At 61.2% G+C, this 26,231-nt stretch carries 20 protein-coding genes and 1 tRNA gene; 15 read left to right on the top strand and 6 right to left on the bottom strand.

Annotation, left to right across the window (positions count from 1 at the left end; all coding sequences use genetic code 11):
• The first annotated feature begins 9 nt into the window (after nt 1-9).
• From brxL to DW823_RS01225, 3 genes are all read left to right on the top strand, one after another.
• Nucleotides 10-2,409, top strand: a complete 2,400-nt coding sequence (gene brxL, locus DW823_RS01215; protein ID WP_199574283.1) for a protease Lon-related BREX system protein BrxL — start codon at nt 10-12, stop codon at nt 2,407-2,409.
• Nucleotides 2,410-2,472: 63 nt separating this feature from the next.
• A complete protein-coding gene (locus DW823_RS01220) occupies nt 2,473-3,837 on the top strand; it encodes a hypothetical protein (protein WP_118079641.1) in 1,365 nt (454 codons plus the stop codon).
• A gap of 27 nt (nt 3,838-3,864) precedes the next feature.
• Nucleotides 3,865-4,056, top strand: a complete 192-nt coding sequence (locus DW823_RS01225) for a hypothetical protein (protein ID WP_118079643.1) — start codon at nt 3,865-3,867, stop codon at nt 4,054-4,056.
• A gap of 443 nt (nt 4,057-4,499) precedes the next feature.
• Here DW823_RS01225 and DW823_RS01230 read toward each other — a convergent pair whose 3' ends face one another.
• Nucleotides 4,500-5,177, bottom strand: a complete 678-nt coding sequence (locus DW823_RS01230) for a DUF3800 domain-containing protein (protein ID WP_158567236.1) — start codon at nt 5,175-5,177, stop codon at nt 4,500-4,502.
• A 461-nt stretch (nt 5,178-5,638) separates the two neighbouring features.
• Complete coding sequence (locus DW823_RS01235; protein ID WP_118079647.1) at nt 5,639-7,240, bottom strand: potassium/proton antiporter; 1,602 nt, start codon at nt 7,238-7,240, stop codon at nt 5,639-5,641.
• Between the two features lie 253 nt (nt 7,241-7,493).
• Between DW823_RS01235 and DW823_RS01240 the strand changes: the two genes are divergently transcribed.
• Nucleotides 7,494-8,333, top strand: a complete 840-nt coding sequence (locus tag DW823_RS01240; protein WP_118079649.1) for a metallophosphoesterase — start codon at nt 7,494-7,496, stop codon at nt 8,331-8,333.
• Between the two features lie 355 nt (nt 8,334-8,688).
• Here the strand turns inward: DW823_RS01240 and DW823_RS01245 are convergent, their stop codons facing one another.
• Nucleotides 8,689-10,263, bottom strand: a complete 1,575-nt coding sequence (locus DW823_RS01245) for a lipopolysaccharide biosynthesis protein (protein ID WP_369831677.1) — start codon at nt 10,261-10,263, stop codon at nt 8,689-8,691.
• A gap of 379 nt (nt 10,264-10,642) precedes the next feature.
• Here DW823_RS01245 and pckA point away from each other — a divergent pair, with 379 nt between their 5' ends.
• From pckA to DW823_RS01270, 5 genes are all read left to right on the top strand, one after another.
• The gene (gene pckA / locus DW823_RS01250; RefSeq protein WP_199574285.1) at nt 10,643-12,313 is read left to right on the top strand and encodes a phosphoenolpyruvate carboxykinase (ATP); all 1,671 of its coding nucleotides are present in this window, start codon (nt 10,643-10,645) and stop codon (nt 12,311-12,313) included.
• Nucleotides 12,314-12,540: 227 nt separating this feature from the next.
• Entirely contained in the window at nt 12,541-13,260 is a 720-nt protein-coding gene (locus DW823_RS01255) for a B3/4 domain-containing protein (RefSeq protein ID WP_118079651.1), read from the top strand.
• A gap of 173 nt (nt 13,261-13,433) precedes the next feature.
• Entirely contained in the window at nt 13,434-13,883 is a 450-nt protein-coding gene (locus tag DW823_RS01260; protein ID WP_118079653.1) for a MarR family winged helix-turn-helix transcriptional regulator, read from the top strand.
• Between the two features lie 119 nt (nt 13,884-14,002).
• Nucleotides 14,003-14,857, top strand: coding sequence for a DegV family protein (locus DW823_RS01265; RefSeq protein ID WP_118079655.1), 855 nt, complete (start codon nt 14,003-14,005; stop codon nt 14,855-14,857).
• Between the two features lie 137 nt (nt 14,858-14,994).
• A complete protein-coding gene (locus tag DW823_RS01270) occupies nt 14,995-15,315 on the top strand; it encodes an MGMT family protein (RefSeq protein WP_118079657.1) in 321 nt (106 codons plus the stop codon).
• 394 nt (nt 15,316-15,709) lie between these two features.
• On the opposite strand, the gene trpS is transcribed toward DW823_RS01270, so the two are convergent.
• Nucleotides 15,710-16,759, bottom strand: coding sequence for a tryptophan--tRNA ligase (gene trpS / locus DW823_RS01275; RefSeq protein ID WP_118079659.1), 1,050 nt, complete (start codon nt 16,757-16,759; stop codon nt 15,710-15,712).
• 159 nt (nt 16,760-16,918) lie between these two features.
• A complete protein-coding gene (locus DW823_RS01280) occupies nt 16,919-18,118 on the bottom strand; it encodes a glycosyltransferase family 4 protein (RefSeq protein WP_118079661.1) in 1,200 nt (399 codons plus the stop codon).
• 527 nt (nt 18,119-18,645) lie between these two features.
• Here DW823_RS01280 and DW823_RS01285 point away from each other — a divergent pair.
• From DW823_RS01285 to proB, 5 genes are all read left to right on the top strand, one after another.
• Nucleotides 18,646-19,584 (top strand): radical SAM protein, encoded by a 939-nt coding sequence (locus DW823_RS01285; RefSeq protein WP_118079663.1) that lies wholly within the window; start codon nt 18,646-18,648, stop codon nt 19,582-19,584.
• 151 nt (nt 19,585-19,735) lie between these two features.
• Nucleotides 19,736-19,808, top strand: a tRNA-Ala gene (locus DW823_RS01290).
• 65 nt (nt 19,809-19,873) lie between these two features.
• Nucleotides 19,874-20,332 carry a hypothetical protein gene (locus tag DW823_RS01295; RefSeq protein ID WP_118079665.1) on the top strand — a complete coding sequence of 153 codons (459 nt, stop codon included), beginning with the start codon at nt 19,874-19,876 and terminating at the stop codon, nt 20,330-20,332.
• A gap of 82 nt (nt 20,333-20,414) precedes the next feature.
• Entirely contained in the window at nt 20,415-21,920 is a 1,506-nt protein-coding gene (locus DW823_RS01300; RefSeq protein ID WP_118079667.1) for a nicotinate phosphoribosyltransferase, read from the top strand.
• A gap of 68 nt (nt 21,921-21,988) precedes the next feature.
• A complete protein-coding gene (gene proB, locus DW823_RS01305) occupies nt 21,989-23,116 on the top strand; it encodes a glutamate 5-kinase (protein ID WP_118079669.1) in 1,128 nt (375 codons plus the stop codon).
• Nucleotides 23,117-23,403: 287 nt separating this feature from the next.
• On the opposite strand, the gene DW823_RS01310 is transcribed toward proB, so the two are convergent.
• Complete coding sequence (locus tag DW823_RS01310; protein ID WP_118079671.1) at nt 23,404-24,822, bottom strand: alpha/beta fold hydrolase; 1,419 nt, start codon at nt 24,820-24,822, stop codon at nt 23,404-23,406.
• A gap of 113 nt (nt 24,823-24,935) precedes the next feature.
• Here DW823_RS01310 and DW823_RS01315 point away from each other — a divergent pair, with 113 nt between their 5' ends.
• Nucleotides 24,936-26,222 carry a glutamate-5-semialdehyde dehydrogenase gene (locus DW823_RS01315; RefSeq protein WP_118079673.1) on the top strand — a complete coding sequence of 429 codons (1,287 nt, stop codon included), beginning with the start codon at nt 24,936-24,938 and terminating at the stop codon, nt 26,220-26,222.
• Nucleotides 26,223-26,231: the final 9 nt, after the last annotated feature.

A 26,231-nucleotide genomic window follows, 5' to 3' on the forward strand; every position in this document is an offset into this window, starting at 1 on the left:
GTGTGCCCTATGTTTGATAGCCATGACGACGATCTGTGGGAAGTTCCCTCGATTGATGTGGATGTGCCGGCGCAGGCTGCGGTGCCTGTAGGGGAGGCTGTGCCTGCCCCGGAGGCTGAGGCTGCCGCGGAGGCCGTGGCCGCCGCGCCTGTTCCGGAGCCGACGGAGACCGCGGTACCCGTTGAGGTTGCGACGCCCGCCGAGGCTGCGGCGCCCGCCGAGGACGAGTCCTCGACCGATGGCTATGCCCAGGCCGTGGCCGACGCTCCCGAGGATGACGGTTACGACATGGATGGACTGGACGGTAAGCTGCTCGAGCACTTTGGCGGCAAGATCGTGCGCAAGGACCTCACGGCCCTTATGAAGCGTGGCGCCAACGTGCCCACCTTTGTGCTGGAGTACCTGCTGGGCATGTACTGCTCAACCGATGACGAGGATGCCGTGGCAGAGGGCCTGGAGCGCATCCGCAAGATCCTCACCGATAACTACGTGCGTCCCGACGAGTCCGAGCGCATCAAGTCCAAGATTCGTGAGCTGGGTCGCTTTACCATTATCGATAAGGTGACGGCCAAGCTCGACGAATACAAAGACATCTACGTGGCGTCGTTTGCCAATCTGACCATTGAGCCGTTTGTGATGCCGGCCGAGTACGTGCGCGACTACTCCAAGATTCTGCAGGGCGGCATTTGGTGCATCATGAGCATCGAGTATCGTCATCCCATGGAAGAGGAAGACGAGTTTGGCATGGAGGTCTTTGGCGACGATGCGCCGCGCCGTTCCAAGGCCAAGCGCAAAAAGCGCGGACCCGAGGACTCTCCGTTTAGCGTGGCGTCGCTCACACCCATCCAGATGCCCAACCTGGACCTGGAGGCCATGATCGACGAGCGCCAGTATTTCTCGCGCGACGAGTGGCTCAACATGCTGCTGCGCTCTGCCGGCTATGAGCCCAGCGAGCTTTCGGAGAAGGAGCGCCTGCACTTTATCGAGCGCATGGTGCCGCTGATCGAGCGCAACTACAATCTGTGCGAGCTTGGTCCCCGCGGCACCGGCAAGAGCCATATCTACAAAGAGGTTTCGCCCTACGCCATCTTGCTTTCGGGCGGGCAGACCACCACGGCCAACCTGTTCGGCCGTATGAACTCCATGCGCGCCGATCGCGTGGGCCTGGTGGGCCATTGGGATTGCGTGACGTTCGACGAGGTCGCCGGCATGCGCTTTAAGGACACCAACGCCGTGCAGATCATGAAGGACTATATGGCGAGTGGCAGCTACGCGCGCGGCCGCGACCAGATTAACGCCGATGCCTCCATGGTCTTTGAGGGCAACATCAACGACACCGTGCAAAACGTCCTTAAGACCACGCACCTGTTTGATCCGTTCCCGCCGGAGTTTAACAACGATTCGGCCTTCTTCGACCGTATCCACTATTACCTGCCGGGCTGGGAGATTCCCAAGATGCGCTCGAGCCTGCTGACCGGACATTACGGCCTGATCACCGACTGCCTGTCGGAGTTTTGCAAGGAGATGCGTCGTAAGGACTTTACGCATCATATCGACCGCTACTTCCGCTTTAACAGCGACTTTAACAAGCGTGACGAGATCGCCGTGCGCAAGACCTTTAGCGGCCTGGCCAAGCTGCTGTTCCCCGACGAGGCCATGGACAAGGACGACGTTCGTTGGCTGCTGGACTACGCCATCGAGGGCCGTCGCCGCGTAAAGGAGCAGCTCAAGATTATGGCGGGCGTCGAGTTTATCGACGTCAACCTGGGCTATATGGATGCCGACAATCCGCAGGACGTACACGTGGTGCGCGTGCCCGAGCAGTCCGAGGATACGCTGATTCCCGACGGGCCGCTGCTGTCCGGTCACGTGTTTGGCGTGGGCAGGTCGCAGGGCGGCGAGGTTGCCGTGTACAAGCTGGAGAACAAGGCTGTCGCCGGCGAGTGCAAGTTTAAGCACGAGGGCGTTGCCTTTAACAAGCCGGTGCGCGATACGCTGGAGGCCGCGTTCGACAACTTTGTGAACCTGGCGAACCGTGTGGCGCCGGGCATGCACATTGGCTCCAAGGACTATCTGCTGTTCTATAACGACCTGCAGAGCAAGGGCCTGTCCGAAGAGGTCTCTCTTGCCGAGTTTGTGGGCCTGTGCTCCGCGGCGTGCAACCGCCCGGTGATGTCCGCGCTGGCGGTTCCGGGAATCTTGCGCATGTCGGGCTCTATGGACGAGATTCGCGGGCTCGAGGACATTATGCGCGTGGCCAAAAACGCCGGCGCCAAGCGCGTGATTTTGCCGCTGAGCGCCATCGCGGGCCTGCAGAGCGTGCCGTCCGAGATTATCTCGGGCTTGAGCCCGGTGTTCTACATGGATGGCGACCCGGTTGATGCCGCGAAGAAGGCGCTGGATCTGTAGGAGTGCGGGCGTGCGCGCAAGCCCGCGGACGTGTTGGCGCGTCGCGCGTGAGGAGGCCTTGCCATGGCGGAAGAACGTTCTGTTGGCGAGCTGCTCGATGAGCTCTTTGGCTTTGAGTCGGTAGCCAAGCGTCAGACGGCGCTTGAGCAGTACGATCGCGGGGAGTTATTGCGCAAGGCGCGCTCCCGCGAGTTGTTGGGCGTGATCGAGGGTGTCGAGGCTGCCGAGCGTGCTGCGCGTGAGTCTGCCGTACGGGCCGTTGACGGGTATGTACGCCGCGTTGAATTTGATTCTCTTGCGCGCGCTCGCAAGCAGGTAGGCGTTGTGGGCCCGTTGCAGATGGAGCGGCGCTACGCTGCCTTTTTGCGTATGGAGGACAAGGCCGAGCTGTTGGCCCGCTTGGAGCAGACGCTTGCGTTTATCGAGGTAAAGCTGCGTGCCAATACGGCGGACAGGGTTCGTGCGGCATACGATGCTGCGGGGGCTTTGGTGTTGCAGGGCGCGGCGCGTCTGAGTGACGTGCGCGTTGTGGATGCCGCACCCTTGGATGCCGATCTGCTATGCACGCAGCTGGAGCAGCTGCGTTGCGCCGCCGATACAACGGACCTTGCCGGCATGATCACAGCGACGTTTGAGTCCGAGCTGAGTGCGACCGGGCCGCGGGATGCTGGCGGGTTTGCTGGTGGTGTTGCTGGCGATGTTGCCGGCGACGTGGCGCTGGAGCGTGAGCTTACCAACGTGCGCGGCGCTGCGCAGCGGGCGCGCTTGGCTGCCCAAGCGTATCGGGCCGAGCGCGCCGCCCGCGTTGCGGGGAGCGCGGTGGAGCCGGTGTCATTGCCGCAGTCTGCTTGCGTTGTGTGCGAGACGGCGTGCGATGCCGGGGAGCTTTCCGAGTTGCTCGCTCAGGTTAAAAAGTCGTTTGAGACCTACAGGCGCGTTGTTGCCGACGGCGGGTTGTTCTGTGCCTTCGGTGCCGGTTCGCCGCATGGGATTTGCCGTGGCAGTAGTTATTTCGACTACGATGCTCGGTTTGATGAAGATGTGTTGGTGGGCGAGTACGACGGCGCTACTAGGCACAATGTTCGGCGCGAGGTCGCGATTCCCGAGTTAGTGGACGAGGCTTCTGCTGATGGCGGCGACTCGCTCGCGGCTGCCGTGGCGCGCATGCGTGAGTTTAACGCGCGTCGCTACGATGGTGTGCTGGATGAGGATCCCGCATGCCATGTGAATGCGTTTTGGTATGGACTCAAAAAGCTCAACCAGTATTGCGAGGCCGCTGTGCGCGTGGACGAGCGCGCTTGGGATTGCTTTATCGATAAAGTGCAGTTTGCCTACGACGAGCCGGCGGGGCGCTTGGCTATGCAGATGGACGATAAGCAGGTTGCAGCTTTTGTTGCTGCCGTTGATGCGCTCGGTGCTGCCGAGTAGGTGCCTGGCCTGATAGGAGGTTTCACCATGAAGATCGACGTTGATGTTGACCAGTTGCGCGAGAGTCTGCTTGACCGTGCGGGGAGTGCGGCGGGCGTGGGCTTTCCGGCCGCTATGCTCGACGTGATGGATATCGAGGACGAGTCGCCCCAAGAGCTGCTAGCCCGAGCCGAGCGCGAAGGCCTCGACCTCCACGACTTTGCCGTCGATGACGATTAGAAATGTGACAAAGGGACAGTCTCTTTGTCACATTCGGGACTGCGGCTGCGCGTAAAAGCACGATAGACCGTCGCGATGGAGCCTGATGACCTCGCGACTGTTTTATTTTGACTGCCCGCTGACTAAGTGAGTAGACTTAATTGCAAATCCTGAGCACACGACAAATTTGCTTCAACAAACCCGCAGGTCACAGAGTTGTGCTTTGGTGACGTGGTCGGCGATTCGGCAAAAGCCTACTCACTTAGTTTTGCGAGAAGCATACTGTCCGCAATGTAGCTAATTTAGGACGTGTCTCCTTTGGCTACTCCCGCCCTCTTAGAGGCTAAACAGGAGTTACGGCAACTTTACGCATAAAAAATGCCGGGGGGATCCCCCGGCCCTTGACTGCCCTTCATAAAGGAACGCAAGCCATTTATACCATGGTTCCGATGCGAATGGCTGGCTCACTCAATCCTCTTTTTCCTTAGCTTCTTGACGAAGTTCTTTTTGAATGGGGTAATCGAGCCAAAGAACTCAGTGTCAGTTTTCGTCGCTGTTCCATTCTGGAACTTAAGGAACGTGAGCTCGATTCCGCAAATATAGTCGGCGACCTGGGAAAGTCGGTATGTTCTGGGCGAAGCATCGCGATATACCGTGGCCTTTTGGGAAATGGCCTTCTCGATGGCGCCATGAAGCGCTCGCGTTACAACGCTTTGGCCTCCGTCATAGTAGATCTTAACGTGGTCAAAGCTCTGTATATACGCCAGGTGGTCGCTGAGAAATATCGCAACGTCGCGTTCGATCTTTTCGGAGAGCTTTTGGGGTTCGTAAAGGCCCTGCTTCTTGTCGTAGATGAAGGGCTGGTAGGTGATGGGGAGGTGTTGCACGAGCATCGTGAAGGCGGAAAGTTGCTTTTTTCGTCGTTGAATATCCTGCCATTTATAGTCGTCATGTCCGGTCAAAAGCGGCCCGAAATGAAATGGCATGATGTCGAGACTTTGATCTTTTATGAGCTGCTCATAGCTATTGATATGAGGACCAACAGGTTTGTCCTGTTCATGGAATACGAGCGTGACAATGTAGTACCTAGATACAGGCCCCGCGTCGCCGGATTCATCGATAAAAATTGAGAGTTCCTTCACGAGGCGACCTCCAATTTACGCAAAAAAATGCCGGGGGACATCCCCCGGCTCTTGGAGGTCCCTCTATTCGAGGGTACCAATCCATTTATACCACGAGACGAGGAGTCTATTCAAGTGATAATTATAATATCCAAACAAATGTTCGCCAATCTGCCTGCGGTTTTAAGAATATGACGCGCTCTTGGCCTTGGCTTCCGCTCGCACTTGCTGCTCAGGAATATGATAAAGGGACTGTCCCCTTGTCACATTCGGCGACTTTACGCATAAAAAATGCCGGGGGTAAGCCCCCGGCTCTTGGAGGTCCCTCTATTCGAGGGTACCGACTTCTTTATAGCTTGAGATCGAGCCGCGTTCAAATGCTGCCATGTGGATAGGTCTCTTTTCAGTTCCTGTTACATCGCGACTCAGGAGGGGCTGGGGTGGCTAAAGGAGCCCCGTCCTAAATTAGCTGCCTCTGGCCCCTATGACGCCAGTGTGGCGATGACGGCTTCGTCGCCGGCTTGGACTTGGGTGTCGCCGTCGGGGATGATCGTCTGGCCTTCGCGCTTGAGCATCACCACAATAAACGGATGCTTGCCTTGCGGCACATCGCGCAGGCGCTGGCCGGCCAGGTGACCGTGGGACGTCACGGTGACCTCGCGCAGCGTAACCTCGGCACGCTCTTCGAACGTTGGGGCGGCCATCACCAGCAGATCGCCTTCCTGGATCACGGTGTCGCCATTGGGCAGTACCGGGTGCGCCCCGTCGCGCAGCACCAGGACCACGAGCATGTCGGTGGCGCTGCCAATGTCCGCGAGCGAGCATCCGGCAAACGGATGTCCAGCGCCCACCTTGAGCTTTACAAACGACATGCCGTCCTCGTCGCGGTAGTCGTTAAAGGTGCGGCGTACGTCGCCGGTCGCATCGATCATATCGAGCTTCTTCGCCACCGCCGGCAGCAGCGAGCCCTGCACCACGATGCTCGACACGGCAATCACAAACACCAGGTCAAATAGGTCGTGTCCGCCGGGAACGCCGGCCACCACGGCAAAGAGGCTAAAGACGACCGAAGCTGCTCCGCGCAGGCCCGCCCAGCTTATGAGCGCGACCTGGCGGGGGTTCGTCTTAAAGGGCGCCAGGAGCACGCCGACGGCGATGGGGCGGCTCACGAAGAGCATAAACGCCATGAGCGCCAGGCCAGGCAGCAGCATCTGCGGCAGGCGTGCGGGCGTTACGAGCAGGCCGAGTAAGAAGAAGATCGTCATCTCGGCCATCTCGGTGAGGGTGTCAAAGAAGTGCGCCAGCTCGACCTTGCCGGTGATGTCGCTCGCGCCCAGCACAATGCCGGCCAGGTACACGGCCAAAAATCCGTTGCCGCCCAGGTAGCTCGGCAGCGCGTAGGCCACGATGGCCACCGCGAACAAAAAGATGGTCTGCGCACCCTCGGCCGTTGCGTGTGCGCGTTCAATCAGGCGGCCCGCCGCCCAGCCGATGGCGAGGCCCAGGCCCACGCCCAGGATAATCTGCTTGGCCAGCAGTGCGGGAATGTTAATGTCGCCGGCGGCCGCGAGTGTGGCGAGCACGGCGGTGAGCATGTAGGCGACGGGGTCGTTGGAGCCCGATTCGACCTCGAGCAGCGAGTCAGTCCCGCCCCTCAGCGACAGGTTGTGCTCGCGCAGAACGCTAAAGACGCTCGCCGCGTCGGTGGATGCTACAACCGATCCCAGCAGCAGGCCGCCGATCCAGTCGAACCCCAGCGCGAAGTGGGCGAACACGCCGGTGATGCCGGCAGTGATGACGACGCCGAGCGTGCTCAGCAGCACCGCCGGCGCAGCGACGGGCTTGGCGCGGTCTATGTTGGTGTTAAAGCCGCCGTAGAACATGATGAACAATAGCGCCGTGCTGCAGACGGTTTCGGTGAGTGCGTAGTCGCTAAAGTCGATATGCGCCGGGCCGTTGACGCCCAACAGCATGCCGAGCACGATAAAGATGAGCAGGGTGGGGAAGGGGAGCTTTTTGCCGACGGGTTTGATGGTCAGACACAAAATGATGACGAGGCCGATAAAGAGAAGTATCTGGTTCATGGGTAGTGTCCGCTCCTGGGTGGTTGGCGTGGCACGGTCAGTTGTCTGCGGTTATTTGTACCCAAAGATGGTGGGTTTATGGGGTTGGATTGCGGGCGTGCGCGATATCGTCATAGACGGCTGCCGTCTTTGCCTCTGCTCGGAAACCCTTTCCAGCTTTATTGCAACGGAGTACAATGGGTAACGTTTAAGTTCAACTTGAAGTTTTAGTTGCGGCGCCGGGCTTCGGCCGCAATGCAAGGAGAGACGTACCATGGCGATCTATGTGACATCTGATGCTCACGGGCACGTGCGTGCGCTTGACGAGGCCCTGTCCAAGATTTCGCTGGCGTCCGACGATACGCTGTACGTACTGGGTGACATGATCGATCGCGGGCCCGATCCGGTCGGCGTTATTAAGCTCGTGCGCTCGCTGCCTAACGCCCGCGTTCTCAAGGGCAATCACGAGCAGATCATGCTCGATGCTATCATTGGCCAGGATCCGCTCGATGCCGAGACCTGGGATATCAACGGTGGCTGGACGACGCGCGAGCAGCTCAACGACATGGAATTTGAGGCATACGAGGAGCTCGTGCGATGGATGGCCGCGCTGCCGCTCTACGCGGTGGCCGAGACCGAGGAGCGCCCGTATCTGCTGGTACATGCTGGAATTGAGATGAAGGCGGCGCGCGCGTTTTTACTTGAGCATGGCGTCGATTGTGCCGATGGCGTCGGAGCGGTGGGTGCCGATCGCGAGCTGCTGCAGCAGATGCTCGCGGTGCAGTCGTCCGATGACCTGCTGTGGATTCGTCACGGCTATTGGGATGCGCCGACGGGACTGCTTTCTGCCGAGGGCGAGGGCCCGGTCGTGGTGAGCGGCCACACGCCCACGGTGTCGCTTGGGCGCTATTGCGAGGTTGGCGGCCTGGCGGGGCTTGATGAGGAGTCGGGCCGCGGGCAGATTGTGCGCCTGGGTGGCGAGGATACCGCCGGCGTGCCCGATCGTATCGATATCGACTGCGCCGCCGCCACCGGCTCCGAGTTCGGCCGCGTCGGTATCCTGCGCCTTGATGACGGCGCCGAGTTCTATGCGAACATCAACCCAGGCGAATAATCGGTGCAAAGGGTAGCTAATTTGGGACGGAGCTTTTTTGACTACTTTCGGAGAATAGCGCCTTCTTGCTCGGTAAGCGCGAGAAATGAGGAGCGTCTGCGTCCTCGGCAGTGCGAAAATGCTCGAAAAACCGTCGCAACGGAGTCAAACGACGTTGCGACGGTTCTTTTTTGGCTGCCCGCTGGCTAAGTGAGTAGACTTTTTTGGAAATGCCGAGCAGCCGGCAAATTTGCCTCAACAAAACCGCAGGTCACTGACTTGTGTTTTGCCGGTGTGGTCAGGGATTCGGCAAAAGTCTACTCACTTAGTTTTGCGTGTCGCAAATCGTCCGCAACGAGACCCCCCATTGTGCCAATTAGGCGCCGTACGGGTTGCGGTCGCGCTCGATGCGTTGGCGGATGTGGGCGTATTCGACAATCAACAGCACCAGGAGTAGGGCCATGATGGCTAGGTAGCTCACCACGGCGCCCATCAGACCCAGCAGGTTGATCAGGATCACCGGCAGCACTACGCTTACGGCGAAGCAGACCAGGTAGATTTTGGTGACGTCGCCGGCATGGCGCAGCACCGTGATGATGGCGTAGAGAAAGTCGATGGCCGCGGTGACGCCGCCGGCGACAACCATCAGCAGTGCCAGCGTGCGGTAGCGCTCAAAATTGAGGCCGTACATGAAGCTCATGAGGGGAATACCGGGACCTGCCATAAATGCGGCGCACACGCTGGTGATGACCACGATCAGTGCCATAACGGCAACAATAATCAGGTCAAAGCGACGACGCTTGCGAGGATTAGCCCAAATGCTCGACAAACGCAGGAGCTGCGGTTTATAGATAAATCCAATGCTCAACAAAATAGCCTGCGCCGGAAAGAACAGGGCATTAAAGTACAGCTGATACTTGTAGGCCAGCGTGCCTTCCATCACGAACTTGGGCATGCTCTCGATAAGGTTGAACAGGAACAGCGCGCCAAAAAGCGGGGCGCACTGGATAAACAGGTGACCGACCTCGCGCAGGCTCACGCGGCGCGATTTTTCGGTTTCGAGCAGGGCGAGCGGCGTGGTGACCAGCACGAGCGAGGCGATCGCGGCGATGCCCATGGCCATGGCCGCGATGGGCATGCTGCGCGTAAGGAACAGCGCCATGCTAAAGACCACGATGACGCCGACGGAGCGCAGTGTTTGGCTCATGCCGGCCAGGTAGAGTTTGTCGGCCTGCTGCAGGCGGCCCTCGTACACGTCGGCAATGCCGTCGATCACCTTATAGAGGTAGACGCCCAGGCCGATTGTGGCCATCTGCGCATCGTAGCCGCGGGCGCTACTGTATACCAGGCCGCATGCCAGCGCGAGCGCTCCGCAGAGCCAGCGGTTGAGCTGGTAGGAGGCAAAGGACGTCTTTTCGTCGATGTCCGAGACCTGGAAATTGCGCACGCCGTAGTTGCACGCGATCATGATGAGCGTGCCGGTGACAAAGGCGATGGAGAATTTGCCTGCTTCTTCGGCGCCCACGAGCTGCGTAGACACGATGGTGAGCAGCGGAAACGCCAAGCCCCATACGGCGGTGCCCAGGGTATTCCAAAGGTAGTCGCGACGGGTGGCGTGATCTTCGTACTCGGCTTCTTGCGTGGAGAAGCCGCCGCCGTAGACGGCTCCGAGCAGGCGGTTCCACCAGGCATTGACCATGCGGTGGATGGGGCCGGGCTGGCGATCGCGCTCGCGGCGACGGCGTGTGGCCTGGCTGCTGTTGGGACCGCCAGCGTTACGCTGGCTCAGCTCTTGGATTCGTGCGAGCTCCTCGGCGGTGTGCGATGCGGGGAACAGGCCGTTCTCGATGCGTCCGCCCTGCCCGTGCGCCCCGTCCGATACGGTGGGGTCGGCGACGCCATTGCGGCGGGCGATGGCGCGGCGAATGCTATCGAGGGGCGTGATGCTCAAAGCGGAGTCCTTTCTATTGCTGCGCTCTAGTATAGACGCGACGGTGTTCGCTCGTGTTTTTGAACAGGCTGTTCAATAATTTCGGCGGTGCCATTCAGCAGTCGGCAATTAGGGACGTTCCTTATGTGCCGGCACTTTGGGAACGTCCCTAAGTGCCGGCATCCGGGGACGCTCCTTGGTTGTTGCCTGTTCAAGAGTGTCCCCAACGACTAGTCGTTTAAGAACGTCCCCAATGACTAGGCCGCTTGCGTGCGATTTTTGACCGTTGGGCGGGCGCTTCGCCGTTGCCGCAAAAACGTTTTTGCATATCGGGTACAACGGGCTTTACGTGAGTAAAGTGCGCGCCGCGCCCACGTGTCGCGTTTTTAAAGGAGGCCCCATGTCTGGTGTTACCCCTGCAGAAGTTCTGTCCAACTTTGGCATTACGCTGGTCGAAGACCCCGCCGAGAACCAGCCCCGCCTGCTGGTTGACCTGCCGGCAGCCGAGCTCGTCGAGCACGCCATCCGCCGCAACGAAGGCCGCATGGCCTCCAACGGCGCACTGGTGATCGAGACGGGAGAGCGCACTGGCCGCTCGCCCAACGACCGTTTTATCGCCGACACGCCCGACGTGCACGACAAGATCGCCTGGGGCGCCGTCAACCGCCCGCTGTCCGTCGAGAGCTATGAGGCCATCAAGGCCGGCATCGTCGACTATCTCAACGAGCGCGACGTGTTCGTCACCCGTGGCATGGCAGGCGCCGACCGCAACCACACGCGTCGACTGCTCGTTGCCTGCGAGCGTGCCAGCCAGGCACTCTTTATTAAGCAGATGCTCGCCCGCCCGCTCGCCCGCGAAATCGCACGCACCGGCGAGCCCGACTTCTGCGTACTCGCAGCGCCCGGTTACCAGTGCGATCCCGCCATTAAGGGCCTCAACTCCAGCGCCGCCGTGGTCATCAACTTCCAGGAACGCGTGATTCTGGTCGCCGGCACCGGCTACTCCGGTGAGATCAAAAAGTCGATCTTCAGCGTCATGAACTACCTGCTGCCCGTCGAGGACGACGTGCTGCCCATGCACTGCTCGGCCAGCATGGATCCTGTCACGCACGAGACTGCCGTGTTCTTTGGCCTGTCCGGCACCGGCAAGACCACGCTTTCGGCCAACCCCACGCGCCTGCTGATCGGCGACGACGAGCACGGCTGGTCCGACATGGGCATCTTCAACATCGAGGGAGGCTGCTATGCCAAGTGCGAGGGCCTGGACGCGTTCCATGAGCCCGAGATCTTCAACGCCGTCCGCTTTGGCGCCATCTGCGAAAACGTGGTGCTCGATGAGAATCGCAAGCCTAACTATGATGATGTCTCGATCACGCACAATACGCGCGTGGCCTATCCCGTCGAGCACATTCCCAACGCGTGGACCAAGGGCATGGGCACCACCCCGAGCGTTGTGCTGTTTTTGACCTGTGATGCCTTTGGCGTGCTGCCGCCCATCTCGCGCCTGACGGCCGACGCCGCCATGTATCACTTTGTGACGGGCTTTACGGCCAAGATCCCCGGCACCGAGGTCGGCGTCACCGAGCCCACGCCCACGTTCTCCTCGCTGTTTGGCGAGCCGTTTATGCCGCTCGATCCCATGGTCTATGCCAAGATGCTCGGCGAGCGTATCGCCGACGGTCGCACCCGCGTCTATCTGGTCAACACTGGCTGGATTGGCGGCGGCTACGGCGTGGGCCATCGCATCGAGCTTGCCTACACGCGTGCCCTGGTGGCCCGCGCTCTCGACGGTACCATCGAGGACAGCGAGTTCGTGCACGACGACATCTTTAACGTCGACATTCCCACCACGTGCCATGGCGTGCCCGACGGCATTCTGGTGCCGCGCCAGTACTGGCAGAGCACCGCTCGCTACGACGAGGCCGCGCACAACCTGGCCGTGATGTTTGAGGAGAACTTCGAGAAGAAGTACTCGCACCTGCCCGAGTCCGTCAAAGCCGCCGGCCCGCACGCCCAGGTGTCCGCCGAGGCCCGTCATCGCGGCCGCGGGTTGCTGGGACTCCGCCGCTAGCGCCGCCTTAGACCCAAAACCACCACGAAGGGGACAGGCACCTTTGTGGTGGTTTTGCTCGCGCGGATGACTCGGGTTACAATACGCCTGACATCTCGCCCCCTTCTCCGGATGGGGGCAGCGTAAGCGCTCTTGTGGCGGCACCGTAGGACTTTGAAGGTGGCCGTCGTAAGGGCGCTTTTTGTTTGGGTGCCCTCGCTCGGGCGCGAATCGTGAAGGGAGCATGTATGAAGAGCTTTATTGCCGAGGATTCATTTTGGGAGCTGTTTCCTCAGGCGGCGGTCGGTGTTGTGGTCGTGGAGGGTATGAAGCCCGCGGCCCAGATACCTCAAGAGGATGTGGACGCGATAGCGGCGCTGCTCGACCGTGCCAATATCGATGCGGAGCGTCATCTGATCAGCGATACAATCAGCGAGAACGCACCGGTCAAGGCATGGCGCGAGGCCTATCGTCTGTTCAAGACCAAAAAGGGCGCGCGCTGTTCAATCGAGAACCTGCTCAAGCGTGTGCTCAAGGGCAAGCCGGTGGGCCACATTACGCCCGCGGTGGATATCTATAACACGGTGTCGCTGTCCTATGCACTGCCCGTGGGAGGCGAGGATCTGCATGCGATTGAGGGGGACCTTCGCCTGAAGGTGACCGACGGCGGGGATGCGTTCCTGCCGCTTGGCGAGGAAGCGGACGACCCGACGCTGCCCGGCGAGCTCGCCTACATTGACGATGCGGGCGCCGTGTGCCGCTGCTGGAACTGGCGCGACGGCGTTCGAACGGCTCTATCCGACGATTCGGCCGACGCATTCCTGGCGATTGAGTGCGTAGAGCCCGAGCGAATGGGGGACTGCCAGGCCGCCATCGACCGTCTTGCCGATCTGCTCGAGCGCTATCTGGGAGCGACGGTTGTCGTTAAGACGCTTGTGACCCGCGACAATCCCCGCGTGGAGCTGTAGCAACTTCTGCAAATCATACTCGCCGGTCAAAACCACCACAAAGGTGCCTGTCCCCTTTGTGGTGGTTTTTATGTTGATGAGTTAACAAATAGGGCGTGCGGGGCTTGCGGTCGCTGGGTACGGCTAAGATGTTTACCCGTTAGCATTATGCAAGCGAAAGGCGGTCGTCTCCCATGCAACAGAGCGACGAGACACGTTTCGAGGACTTTGTCGGACTGATCAGTGGACTCTACAAGGAGATCCAGCGCATTAAGACATCTGAGGGCGCAAGGCTGGGCCTTAAGGGCTCCGACATCATGTGCCTGTACTATCTTGAGCGCAGCAAGGACGGCCTGACTGGTGCCGACCTCGCCCGCATGGCTGGCGTGACCCGCGCTGCCGTCTCGCGCACGCTGGCGCATCTGGAGGAGGGCGGCTACGTCGAAGTCGACGATTCGGGCGATGCCGCCGTTAAGTATCGCGCCCCGGTTCGCCTGACCACGTTGGGCGGCGAGAGCATGAACGAGGCCGATTGCATTATTCGTGAAGTGCTCGACACCACCGGCAAGGCCATGGGCGTGGAGCAGCGTGAGCAGATGTATGCGTCGCTGCGTACGATTCTCAACACCTTGCGCGAGCTGTAGGGCCGCCTAGGCATTTGCTTCCCATTAACAACTGCATCGTCCCGTTTGAGCGCGTATACCGTGCCGGGGCATTGCTGTCAAAATTCCCTGCGCGGGACCTGCGCAAGAAAGGATTCGCTATGTCCGTCCGCATTATTACCGATTCCGCAAGCGATATGTCGCCGGCCGAGCACCCGGCACTGGACGTTTTGCCGCTGTCCGTCACCTTTGGCACCGATGTGTACATGGATGGCGTCGACATCGATCACCAGCGCTTTTACGAGATGCTCGTGGAGCGCGATGAGCTGCCCAAGACCGGCCAGGTCAACCCGTACGCGTTCTCGCAGGCTATCGCCGAGATTCGCGAAGCCGGCGATGAGGCTGTGATTATTACCGTGGGCGCTAAGCTGTCGGGCACCAATCAGAGCGCCCGTACCGCACTAGCCGAGGCGCCGGGCGGCGATGTGTACGTGGTTGATAGCAACAACGTCACCCTGGGTGAACGCATTCTGGTTGAGTATGCGCTGCGCTTGGTGGACGAGGGCCGTAGCGCGGCCCAGATCGCGGCGGCGGTCGAGGCCGTGCGCGACCGCGTGGTGGTTATCGGCCTGCTCGAGACGCTGGAGTACCTGGTGCGCGGCGGTCGCCTGTCTGCTGCTGCCGGCGCCGTGGGTACGCTGCTCAACGTAAAGCCCGTGGTAGCTGCCGAGGACGGTCTGATTGTGCAGCTGGGAAAGGCGCGCGGTTCCAAGAACGGCCGCAACCTGCTGAACCAAAAGGTCGAAAAGGCGGGCGGCATCGACTTTTCCATGCCGCTGGCGCTCGGCTATACGGGCCTTTCGGATGCGGTGCTCAAGAAGTATATCGAGGACAGCGCGGCACTGTGGGCTGGCCACACCGAGGGCGAGCTGCCCGTTCACACCATCGGTGCCACCATCGGTACCCACGTAGGCCCCGGTGCCGTAGCCGTAGCCTTCTTCCAGCCCGCCAACTAACCAACCTGCCAACAAATGATCCCTTGGGGACGGAGGAAAACGGATCATCGACCGCACGGAGGCCGCGAATGATCCGTTTTCCTCCGTCCCCAAGGGATCATTTCTTTATGCTGTTAATGCGGAGAAGAGAGCGAGCGATGGCGTCTGAGGGCTTTTTTGAACGGGTGTACGAGGTGGTCGAGCAGATCCCCGAAGGGATGGTCGCCACGTATGGTCAGGTGGCGCTGCTTGCCGGTCGTCCACGAAGTGCGCGGTACGTGGGGTATGCCCTGCACAGCAATCCGCGCCCCGGCGAGATACCCTGCCATCGCGTGGTGTTTGCCGACGGGCGCATATGCGAGGGTTTTGCTTTTGGCGGTCCCGATGCTCAACGTGAGCTTTTGCTAGGGGAGGGCGTGACGTTTGTCGACCCCATGCACGTCGATCTGGGCGCCTGTCGCTGGCCCGCCGGACTCTAACAGATCTGCCGTGGCCAAAACTACCACAAAGGTGCCTGTCCCCTTTGCGGCGGTTTTCCGTTGTAGGTTTACCGGGGCTAACTTATGGAGAAGCTATGGCGGCTCATATTGATGCTGCAAAGTAAACCACGGTGAACTATATTTTATTCAACAACGGAGCGGGCAATAGGCGATGAAAAAGCCTGCCCTGTTGAGTTTGATTCGCATCCCTCCCCTCTGTGCGATTCAACGGTGTACTTCGGGAACGGGCCCGCTGGCAACTGACTGCCGGCGGGCCCGTTCCCGTTTGTCGGGGGAGTGCGATGGGCGGAGCCGAACCGGTCGGGCACCAAAAAAAGGCGGACGCCGTAGCGCCCGCCCTATAGCAATCGAAAGTTCAAACCAGCAGGTCGGTCTAGTACACCATGCCCATGGCGTCCCGAACCTCGGCCAGGGTCTGCTCGGCGATCTCGTTGGCGCGACGGTTGCCCTCGTGCAACACGTCCTTCACATAGTCCAGATCGTTCTCGTAGCGCTGGCGACGCTCGCGGATCGGCGCGAAGTACTCGTTGACGGCCTCGGTCACGTACTTCTTGAGCTGGCCGGAGCCGCCCATGCCAATCTCCTCGGCAATCTCGACCTCGGAACGGCCGGTGCAGATGGCGGCCGTCGAAAGCAGGCCGGACACGCCGGGACGGTTCTCGGGATCGAACGTGATCATGCGCTCGGAATCGGTCTGGCTCTTCTTGATGCGCTTGGCCGTCTCCTCGGCGGTCATCGAGATGTTGATGGCGTTGCCGTAGCTCTTGCTCATCTTGCGACCGTCCAGGCCGGGCAGCAGTGGGGTCTCGGACAGCAGCGCATCGACCTCGGGGAACACCTTGCCGTAGCGGTTGTTAAAGCGGCGGGCGATGGTGCGGGTGAGCTCGATGTGCGGCAGCTGATCGCGACCGACGGGCACCACATTGCCCTTGCAGAACAGGATGTCGCAGGCCTGGTGCACCGGGTAGGTGAGCAGAAGGCCGGTGAGCTCGTGGCCCGAGGCCTCCATCTCGGCCTTGACCGTGGGGTTGCGCGCCAGCTCAGCCTCGGACACCAGCGACAGGAACGGCAGCATGAGCTGGTTTGCGGCGGGCACGGCGGAGTGCGCGTAGATCATGGTCTTGTCGGGGTCGATTCCGCAGGCAAGGTAGTCCATCACCATGTTGTACACGTTGTCCTGGATGTGCTCGGTGGTGTCGCGGTCGGTGATGACCTGGTAGTCGGCGATGAGCACGTTGGTCTTGGCGCCCATGTTCTGCAGCTCAACACGGCCCTTGAGGGTGCCGAAGTAGTGACCCAGGTGCAGACGGCCGGTGGGGCGGTCGCCGGTGAGCATGGTGAACTTCTCGGGCGTCTTGGCCAGGCCCTCGCGAATGGCGTTGCTCTTTTGCAGCGCGACTTCGTAGCTGTTCTCGTTTGGCATGATTGCTCCTAACGTATGTTCATGGGTCAAGATGATAACGCGTTTATTGCAGGGGCGAGACGTAAGAAAGCGAGGGGCGGGAGAGGGGCGGCTTGTGCGATGGGTGCGGCGCGGCTGCGCTTGGCCAGCGGCACCTGGGCACATCCTCGGCAGCTTATCCTAGAGCTTGTGGTGGCGCTCTTCTTTACGTTCCTCGGCTGCCAGCTCCTCCTGTTTAAAGGCGGGGTCGTCGGGGGTTACCAGCTCGTCTTCGTGCGTGCGCTTGTTGTAATGGTGGCGCAGCACGGGCTCAAACAGATGCAGGCGCTTGGCGAAGACCGCCGAGCCAATGGCGAGCACGGTAAAGATGAGCACGCGCATGGGGACCTCGACCTGATTGATGGCGGCGGCGCCGGCCGAAAGCATAATGCACCAGGCGTAGATGAGCAGTACGGCCTGCTTTTGGTTGTAGCCCTCTTGAATGAGGCGGTGGTGGATGTGGCCCTTGTCGGCCTGCCCGATGCTAATGTGGGCGCGCTTGCGGCGCACGATGGCGCTAAACGTGTCGATGATGGGCACGCCGGCCACGATGAGCGGGATGATGAGCGAGGTGAGCGCGGCGGTGCGGCTCACGTTGAGCAGCGAGATGGAACCCAGCGCAAAGCCCAGAAGCAGCGATCCCGAGTCGCCCAAGAAAATGCTCGCGGGGTTGAAGTTATAGCGCAAGAAGGCGAGGCACGAGCCAAAGAGCGCGATGGAGAGCGCGGCGGCGTCGATGCGGCCCGAGAGCACCGCGACCGAAAACATGGTGAACGACGCGATACCGCAGATACCCGTGGCCAGACCGTCGAGGCCGTCGATAAGGTTGATGATGTTGGTGAACGCCACCAGGTAGACCACAGTGATGGGGTAGGCGAGCCAGCCGAGCATGATCTCGCCGGGAGCAAACGGGTTGACGATGACGCCGATGCGCAGGCCGCCCACGCAGGCGATGAGCGCGGCGAGGACCTGGCCGGCGAGCTTTTGCTTGGGCTTGAGCTGGAAGACGTCGTCGATCGCGCCGGTCGCAAAGATGACGGTAAAAGAAAGCGCAAGTATGGGGTAGCTGATGTGCAGACGGGGGTGGGGCACCAAAGCGGGCGGCCAGCCCAGGTACCAGGTGCCTAGGATCTGAACAATGCAGGCGACGACGAGGCCCAAAAAGACTGCCGTGCCACCCATGCGCGGGATGGGTTTAGTGTTGATGCGGCGCTTGGAAGGATAATCGACGGCGTCGAGCTTGATTGCCAGGCGCTTGACCAGGGGCACCGCAAGGAAGGTCGTGATAAAAGCCGCGACCGCCACGCAAAGGTACGGTATGAAGCTCGTGGAGGAAGCCATGAATCGATAAACCGCCAAGCGTCGAAGGAAAAGGTCAAAGGATGCCATGCCGCAAAGGGTATAGCTGACCCATGATACTCGACCAAGGAGGGTGTGAGGAATTGCACGGGGCGATAATCACGCGCTTACCAGATATTCGAGTGATAGTGGGGCTCTGCCTGGTGCCTTTTGGGAATCATGGCGGGATTTGCAATGGCGATTTTCGGCAAAAGAAAACCACCCCCCACGTTACGAAAATGAACCCACCTAAAACAGGTGGGTGCCCTCATCGACTGTTCCAGCGTCCTTAACAACGAAGGATACCTGTACTAGGTACGACTGTGTGGGCTCCCTAAATAAACGCGACGGTTCACCCAGTTGCTCCGCGGGGGGCGGAATACCTACATCATAAAGCGGCACTTTGTGGATTCCAGTCTTGACATTACAAAAATCGTGTCGGACGATTACGGCGCCTTGGGCTCGAGCCGTCTGTGCGGTTGGCCCTTTTGCGTTTGAGCTGCTGAATCGTTGTTTTGGAGCATGTTTTTATGCCGACGTCGTTGACCGAACTTTTTTCGCCCGCCTGCCATTTGTGTCCGCGCCGCTGCGGTGCGGCGCGCGATGAGGGCGCGCACGGCGTATGCGGTGCTAACGACACGCTCAAGGTGGCCCGCGCCGCGCTTCATATGTGGGAGGAGCCGCCTATCTCGGGCGAGGCCGGTTCGGGCACAATCTTCTTTAGCGGCTGCTCGCTCAAATGCGTCTATTGTCAGAACCACGAGATCTCGACGGGCAATTTTGGGCTTGAGATTTCGCCCGAGCGTCTGGTCGAGATTATGTTGGAGCTGCAGGACCAGGGTGCGAACAATATTAATCTGGTGACGGCGACACACTACGCGCACCTGCTGCCTGCTGCGATTGCCGCGGCACGGGCGCGCGGGCTGGCCATCCCAATCGTCTACAACACGAGCGGTTATGAGCGTGCGAGTGCCGTGTCGGCGCTCGGCGATCTGGTCGATGTGTGGCTTACCGACTTTAAATATGCCGATGCGGCGCTTGCGCAGTCACTGTCTCATATTCAGGACTACCCGCGCGTGGCCGTGTCGGGCTTAGCGCAAATGGCGCGCGAGATTGAGCGCCGCGGGGGAGAGCTGGTGGACGAGGACGGGCTCATGAAGCGCGGCATGATCGTGCGCCATCTGGTACTGCCGGGACATGCAGACGATTCGTGTCGCGTGCTGGACCTGGTGTGGCAGACGGTGGGCGATGTGCCGATTTCGGTCATGAACCAGTACACGCCCAATGCGCTCATGCGCGAGCAGGGCGGCGACCTGGCGCGTGCTGTGACGCGCGAGGAGTACGAGCAGGTGCTCGACCATGCCGATGACCTGGGTTTTACGACGATGTTCTGGCAAGAGGGCGGCGCGGTAGACGAGAGCTTTACCCCGGCCTTCGACACCACCGGTGTCCTCACCAGCGCAAAGTAGCGCGTTCACCGATGATTTTTCTGGGACGGGGATTAAAAAATCATTGAGAGGATTGCCTGCTCGAAAAGTAGTCAAAATGGCTCCGTCCCAAAAAGACTGGGTATTGGGCGTTGACAGTTGGCGAGCCGTAGGTAAAATAACAACTTGTCCTGGGGACGTAGCTCAGTTGGGAGAGCGCTGCCGTCGCATGGCAGAGGCCGAGGGTTCGACTCCCTTCGTCTCCACCCTTGGATTTGATAAGCCGCTGACATTGTGTCGGCGGCTTTTTTTAAAAAGAAAGGGCGGTACTATGGCCGAGCTTGAGTTCCAACCATTGTCCGACGAGGAGCGCGCCGAGTTGGAAGAGCTCCGCGCCGAGAAGGCCCGCCGCGAGGCTCAGGAAGAGGCTCGTCGCGAGCGTGAGGAGCTGGCTGCCCTGCGTGCCGAGCGCGCAAAGGCCGAGGAAGCCGCCACGAGGGCCGCATCCGAGCGCAAGCCCGCGCCCGCGCCCAAGCCCGCCACTGCGAAGCCTGCGCCTGCCACACCCAAACCTCAACCTAAAAAGGTGGCTCATCCCAAGCCCGCCGAGCCCAAGCCGAGCCGTGACGAGATGACCTTTGCCCAGCGCATGGTCACCTCCAAGGAGCCTACGGGTGAGAATGAGATCCCCGGCATGGCTCCGGCTCAAAAAATCATCATTGTGCTCGCCCTCATCGCGTTTATCGTCTTTATGGTCTACACGATCACGGGCAGCATGGGCCTGCACTAACCTGTTCGTGCCGGGCTCCATGCCCGCACGTCCGCCTCGTCCAACCCTCAACTTCTGCACAACGCATCCGAAAGGTCGCCCCATGGCTTTGACCGACATCTCGCATCCCACCGACATCGCAATGCTCACCGATCTGTACGAGCTCACTATGGCCCAGGGCCTGTGGGAGAGCGGCAAGGCCAATGAGCAGGGTTGTTTTACCGCGTTTTACCGCGACCATCCCTTTGGTAGCGCCTACGCCGTCATGTGCGGCACCGCCGAGCTGCCTGAGCTGGTCGAGAACCTGCGCTTTACGCCCGAGGATATCGACTACCTCGCCTCGCTCCAGGCCCCGGCCGGCGGCGCGATGTTCAAGCCTGGATTTCTCGACTACCTGCGCGTTTTTCGTGCGCATGTAAATATCGATGCCGTCCCTGAGGGCGAGCTCGTCTTTCCGCGCGAGCCCATGGTGCGCGTCACCGGCCCCGCGCTGGAGTGCCAGCTGCTCGAGACAGCGCTGCTCAACATCGTCGGCTTCCAGACACTTGTCGCCACCAAGACGGCGCGCGTGGTGTTGGCGGCGGACGGTCGTCCCGTGGCCGAGTTTGGTCTGCGCCGCGCCCAGGGTCCCGATGGCGGCCTGGCCGTCGCGCGCGCGAGCTATGTGGCCGGCTGTTCCTCTACGTCCAATGTGCTCGCCGGTCGCCGCTACGGTATTCCCGTCTTTGGCACGCATGCGCACAGCTGGGTGATGAGCTTCGATTCCGAGCTCGAGGCCTTCCGCGCCTTTGCCAAGTCGAGCCCCAAGAACTGTACGCTGCTCATCGACACCTACGATGTGCGTGAGGGCTGCGAGCATGCCATTACGGTTGCCAAGGAGATGGAGGCGGTGGGCGAGCGCCTGTCGGCTATTCGCATTGACTCGGGCGACCTCGCCAAGCTCTCCAAGTATGTGCGCGGCCGTTTTGATGCCGAGGGCCTGCCCTATGTGGGGATCTCGGTTTCCAACGATCTTGACGAGTACACGATTCAGTCACTGCTCGACCAGGGTGCGCCTATCGATAGCTTTGGCGTGGGCACCAAGCTCGCGACCTGCTATGACCAGCCGGCGCTGGGCGGCGTGTACAAGCTTTCCGCCCGCCGTGCGAGCGAGACTGACCCGTGGACGCCGGTGGTCAAGCTCTCCGAGCAGCCCTACAAGCGCACGATCCCGGGCGTGCAGCGCGTGCGCCGCTATTACGACGGCTTTGGCGGCCCGATCTGCGACATGATCTATGACGAGGATCATCTGGCGGGGGAGGGCGCCGCGCGTGGCAATACCCTCGTGGCCGTGAACGATGCCGCCCTGGTGACCGACGTTTCCGAGCTTGAGTATCGCGAGCTGCTGGCGCCGATCGTGCGCGATGGCAGTGCCGTTGCCCCGCGCGAGAGCATTGAGGACGCACGCGAGCGTTGCACCTGGGCACTGGACCATCTGGATCCGGTCTACAAGCGCTTCCTGTACCCGCAGACTTATGTGGTGGGCATGGAGCAGGGCCTGGCACAGGTGCGCGACGAGCTCGTGCGCAAGAACATGGCCGCGGCTTCGGCCTTCCCCTGGGCAAAATGATCCGAAGGGGACGGAGGAAAACGGATCATTTTCTCGCCCGCCTGCTCAACATTCGATTGGTTTGACGTATGACGACTTATTATAAAACGATGGTGGTAAAGATCGGTTCGTCCACGGTGGTGGGTGCCGACGGCAAGGTCAACCGCGCCTTTATCGGCGGGCTTGCCGACCAGGCCGCAGCCCTGCGCAAGCTCGGCTGGCGTCTGGTCGTGGTGAGCTCGGGCGCTATCGCCTGTGGCTATCCCGTGCTGGGCTTCGACCGCAAGCCGGTCGGCGACCTGCCGAGCCTGCAGGCCTGCGCCTCGGCCGGTCAGTGTATCATCTCGTCGGCCTACGACGAGGAGTTTCATGCGCGCGACCTGCTCACCTCGCTCGTGCTGCTCACACGCCACGACACGGCCCGCCGCACATCCTACCTGCATGCGCGCGACGCCCTGCTGCGCCTTGTGGAGCTTGACGTGGTGCCGGTCGTCAACGAGAACGATACCGTTACCGTCGATGAGATCAAGTTTGGCGACAACGACACGCTGGCGGCGCTTGTGAGCTGCCTGGTTTCTGCCGATCTGTGCGTGACGCTCTCGGACATCGATGGCCTCTATACCGCCAATCCGCATGAGGACCCCACGGCCGAGTTTGTCCCGGTCGTGCATAAGATCGATGCCAAGATCATCGCCTCGGCGGGCGATTCTTCCACATCGGTGGGCACGGGCGGCATGATTACCAAGATCCGCGCGAGCCGCATTCTGATGACGGCGGGCATTCAGAGCGTGATATGCTCGGGCGAGGAGCCCGATGCGCTCGTGCGCCTCGCTCGCGGCGAGAGTGTGGGCACGCTGTTCGATCCGCCGGCGGAGCGTCTGGACATTGCGCCCCGCAAGCTGTGGATCGCGCTGGGCGACAAGGCGCATGGCTCGGTGACGGTCGATGACGGCGCCGCGAAGGCGCTGGTCAGCCGTGGCTCGTCCTTGCTCGCGGTGGGTATTCGCGAGGTCGATGGCACGTTTGCCGAGGGCGATGTGCTCGATGTGTGCGACCCGAGCGGTATGGTTGTCGCGCGTGGTATTGCCGAGGCCGATTCGGACGTGCTGGAGCTTGCAGCCGGACGCCGCCAGGACCAGATTGCCGGCAACCGCCTGCTGGCAGACCTGGCCGAGAAGCCCGCGATTCATCGAGATAATTTAATCGTCTTCGCCTAACGGGTCGACGCTGCGCGCCGCCCAGAGCGACAATTTGTCATTCAAAAGGTGAGGCATGACCATCAGGTCTTCGCCTAACCAATTGACGCTGCAAACGCCCCTAAGCGGCAATCTGACGTTCAATCGTCGGGCATGACCAAAAGGTCAATGCTCTCCTCTTTCACGTCACCTTGCTCGCTTAGGGGCGTTTTCGCTTTCCGTTCTCTACCTGCGGTATCGTCGTTGCCGGCACTTATTCGGCGCTTGGGGACGTTCCTTTTGTGCCGGCAGATGGGGACACTCCTTTGCTAGAAGATCTGGCGCAGGTCGCCGCGGTTGAGGGCTTCGTCGAAGAGGTGCTTGAATACTACGCTGCCGTGCAGGCCGTCGTGCTCAAACTCGTTCGTTACCCAGGCATGCGAGTTGCCCACGCGGCTGAGCGTGTCGAGCTGCATGCCCGAGTCCACGTACATGTCGTCGAAGTACACGGCGGCCTGGAGCGGCACTTCGTTGCAGGCCAGGCGCTGCGCGTCGTAGATCTTGTCCCAGCTGGTGTCCTCCATCAGCAGGTCCATGGCGGGCTTGAAGGGCTTGAGCTCGGGCATCTGCTTAAACATCCACGGGAACATGGCCTCGCCGGTAAACATGAGCGGGCGCGCGAGCGTGTCGAACTCGGCACGATGGGCTTTCTCCTCTGCTGCGGCCCAGCCAATGGGCATCGTGTCGCCATCGGCGTAGATGAACTCCTGCAGCGTCCAGTACAGCGGATCCGTGCGCGTGTTGGTGCGCTCGAAGGCGCGCATCAAAAAGCTGTCGGATACCGAGGAGCCGCAGCTCAGCGAACCGTCGCCATCAACAAACGCGTGATCGATAATCCAGTGCATGCGCTCAAAGCTCGGCTTCATGCCAAAGTCGCTGCCCATGAGCTGCAGGCGCTCGACCGTCATCGGCGAGCCGTCGGGCAGCACGGGCTTTTGCTCCTCGAGGACATCTGCCAGGGCCGCCACGCGCTCGACGTCGGCGGGGTAGCGGTCGTAATACTGCTGTGTCTTGGCTGCCATGCGCGGGAAGGTGTGCGCGTAGACTTCGCTGGCGCTCGCCGGCACGTGCGGAATGCCACCGCAGGTAAAGCTCGCCGACACGCCCTCGGGGAAGAGCGACAGATAGCTCAGCGTTAAAAAGCCGCCGTAGCTTTGGCCGAGCGTGACCCACGGCCTGCCGCCAAAGCCCACCAGGCGCAGGTACTCAAAATCGCGCACGATGGAGCTGGCGAGGTGGCGCTTGAGGAAGTCCGCCTGTGAGTGGGCCGCATTGGCTCCTGCTGCCTCGGCGCGCTCGCCCAGGGCCGCGATCGTGCGTCCGTCAACACAGCTGCTGCGTCCGGTGCCACGCTGGTCAGGCAGCACGACGCGGAAATGCTTGACGGCCTCCTCAATCCAGCCGTCGCTCGTGGGCGACAGCGGACGCGGGCTTTCGCCACCGGGGCCGCCCTGCAAAAACAGGAGCAGCGGCAGATCGTCGTTGATGCGGTCAGGTGCGCAGACCACGCGGTAGAAAAGCTTAATGCTCTCGGGCGCGCCGGCGATGGGCGCCGGCATGGCGCCGCGGCGCATGGTGCTGCCGACGGCCAACAGCATCGGCTCCAGGCCGCGCCAATCCAAGGGGATGTCGATGCTGTGGTCCTCGACATAGAGGCCGGGGACGTGGTACGAAGTGATGAGGGCCATGCGTTACTTCCGTTCGTTGCGGTGTTTCGGGTTGACCAATTCTACCGCCGTCTGCGAGGATGCGTGCAAATCGGCTACCATGGTTGGCAAACATCTAAGAGAAAGGGCCGTTCATGTCGGTCGATATAGCCACCTACGTTCACGATCTTGCCGTTGAGGCCAAGGCCGCTTCGGGCGCGCTTGCCACGGCGAGCGATGTCCAGCGCCAGGAGGCCGTGCGCGCCATGGCCGCGGCGCTGCGCGACGGCGTCGATTCCATCGTTGCCGCCAATGAGCTCGATATGTCCGCGGCGCGTGATGCGGGCACCTCGGCGGGGCTTCTCGACCGTCTGCTGCTGACGCCCGAGCGCGTCGAGGGCATGGCCGCCGGCCTGGAGAAGCTCGCTGAGCTGCCCGATCCTGTCGGCCGCGTACTAGACCACCGCGTGCTTGCAAGCGGCGTGGATCTGACCCGCGTGAGCGTGCCGCTGGGCTTGGTCGCCATGGTGTATGAGGCGCGTCCCAACGTGACGGCCGATGCTGCGGGCATCTGCATCCGCACTGGCAACGCCTGCATTCTGCGCGGCGGTTCGCTGGCCTATCACTCGTGCGCCATGATCGCCGAGCTGCTGGCCGATGCGCTCGAGGCCAAGGGCTTCCCGCGCGAGGCCGTGTCGATGATCGAGTCCACCGACCGCGAGGCCACTGGCGAGCTCATGAAGCTCCGCGGTATCGTCGATGTGCTCATTCCGCGCGGCGGTGCAGGGCTGATCCAGCGCTGCGTGCGCGAGTCGCTCGTGCCGGTGATCGAGACGGGTACGGGCAATTGCCATATCTACGTGCATGAATCCGCCGACTTTGATAAGGCACTCAACATTATCGTTAATGCCAAGACCCAGCGCGTAGGCGTGTGCAATGCCGCCGAGTCGCTGCTGGTCGACCGTGCTGTGGCCGATGCGTTTTTGCCCGCGGTCGTTGCCGTGCTGCATGACCACGGCGTGCTCATGCACGGCGACGAGGCCACGTGCGCCGCGTGCGCCGACGCCGGTCTTGCCGAGGGCGACGACTATGTTGCCGCGACTGAGGAGGACTGGGGCCGCGAGTATCTGGCGCTCGAGATGAGCGTGAAGGTCGTGGCGAACGAGGACGAGGCCATCGCGCACATCAACCGCTATGGCACCATGCATTCCGAGGCCATCGTTGCCGAGGACGTGGACGCTTGCGAGCGCTTCCTGGATGAGATCGATGCCTCGGCCGTGTATGCCAACGCCAGCACGCGCTTTACCGACGGCGGCGAGTTTGGCCTGGGCGCCGAGATTGGCATCTCGACCCAAAAACTCCATGCCCGCGGCCCCTTTGCCGCCGAGGCCCTCACCACCTATAAATACAAGCTCCGCGGCACCGGTCAGGTTCGCCCCTAAACCTACCAA

It is taken from the genome of Collinsella sp. AM34-10 (genome assembly GCF_003469185.1).
In the GTDB taxonomy this organism is placed as follows: Bacteria; Actinomycetota; Coriobacteriia; order Coriobacteriales; family Coriobacteriaceae; genus Collinsella.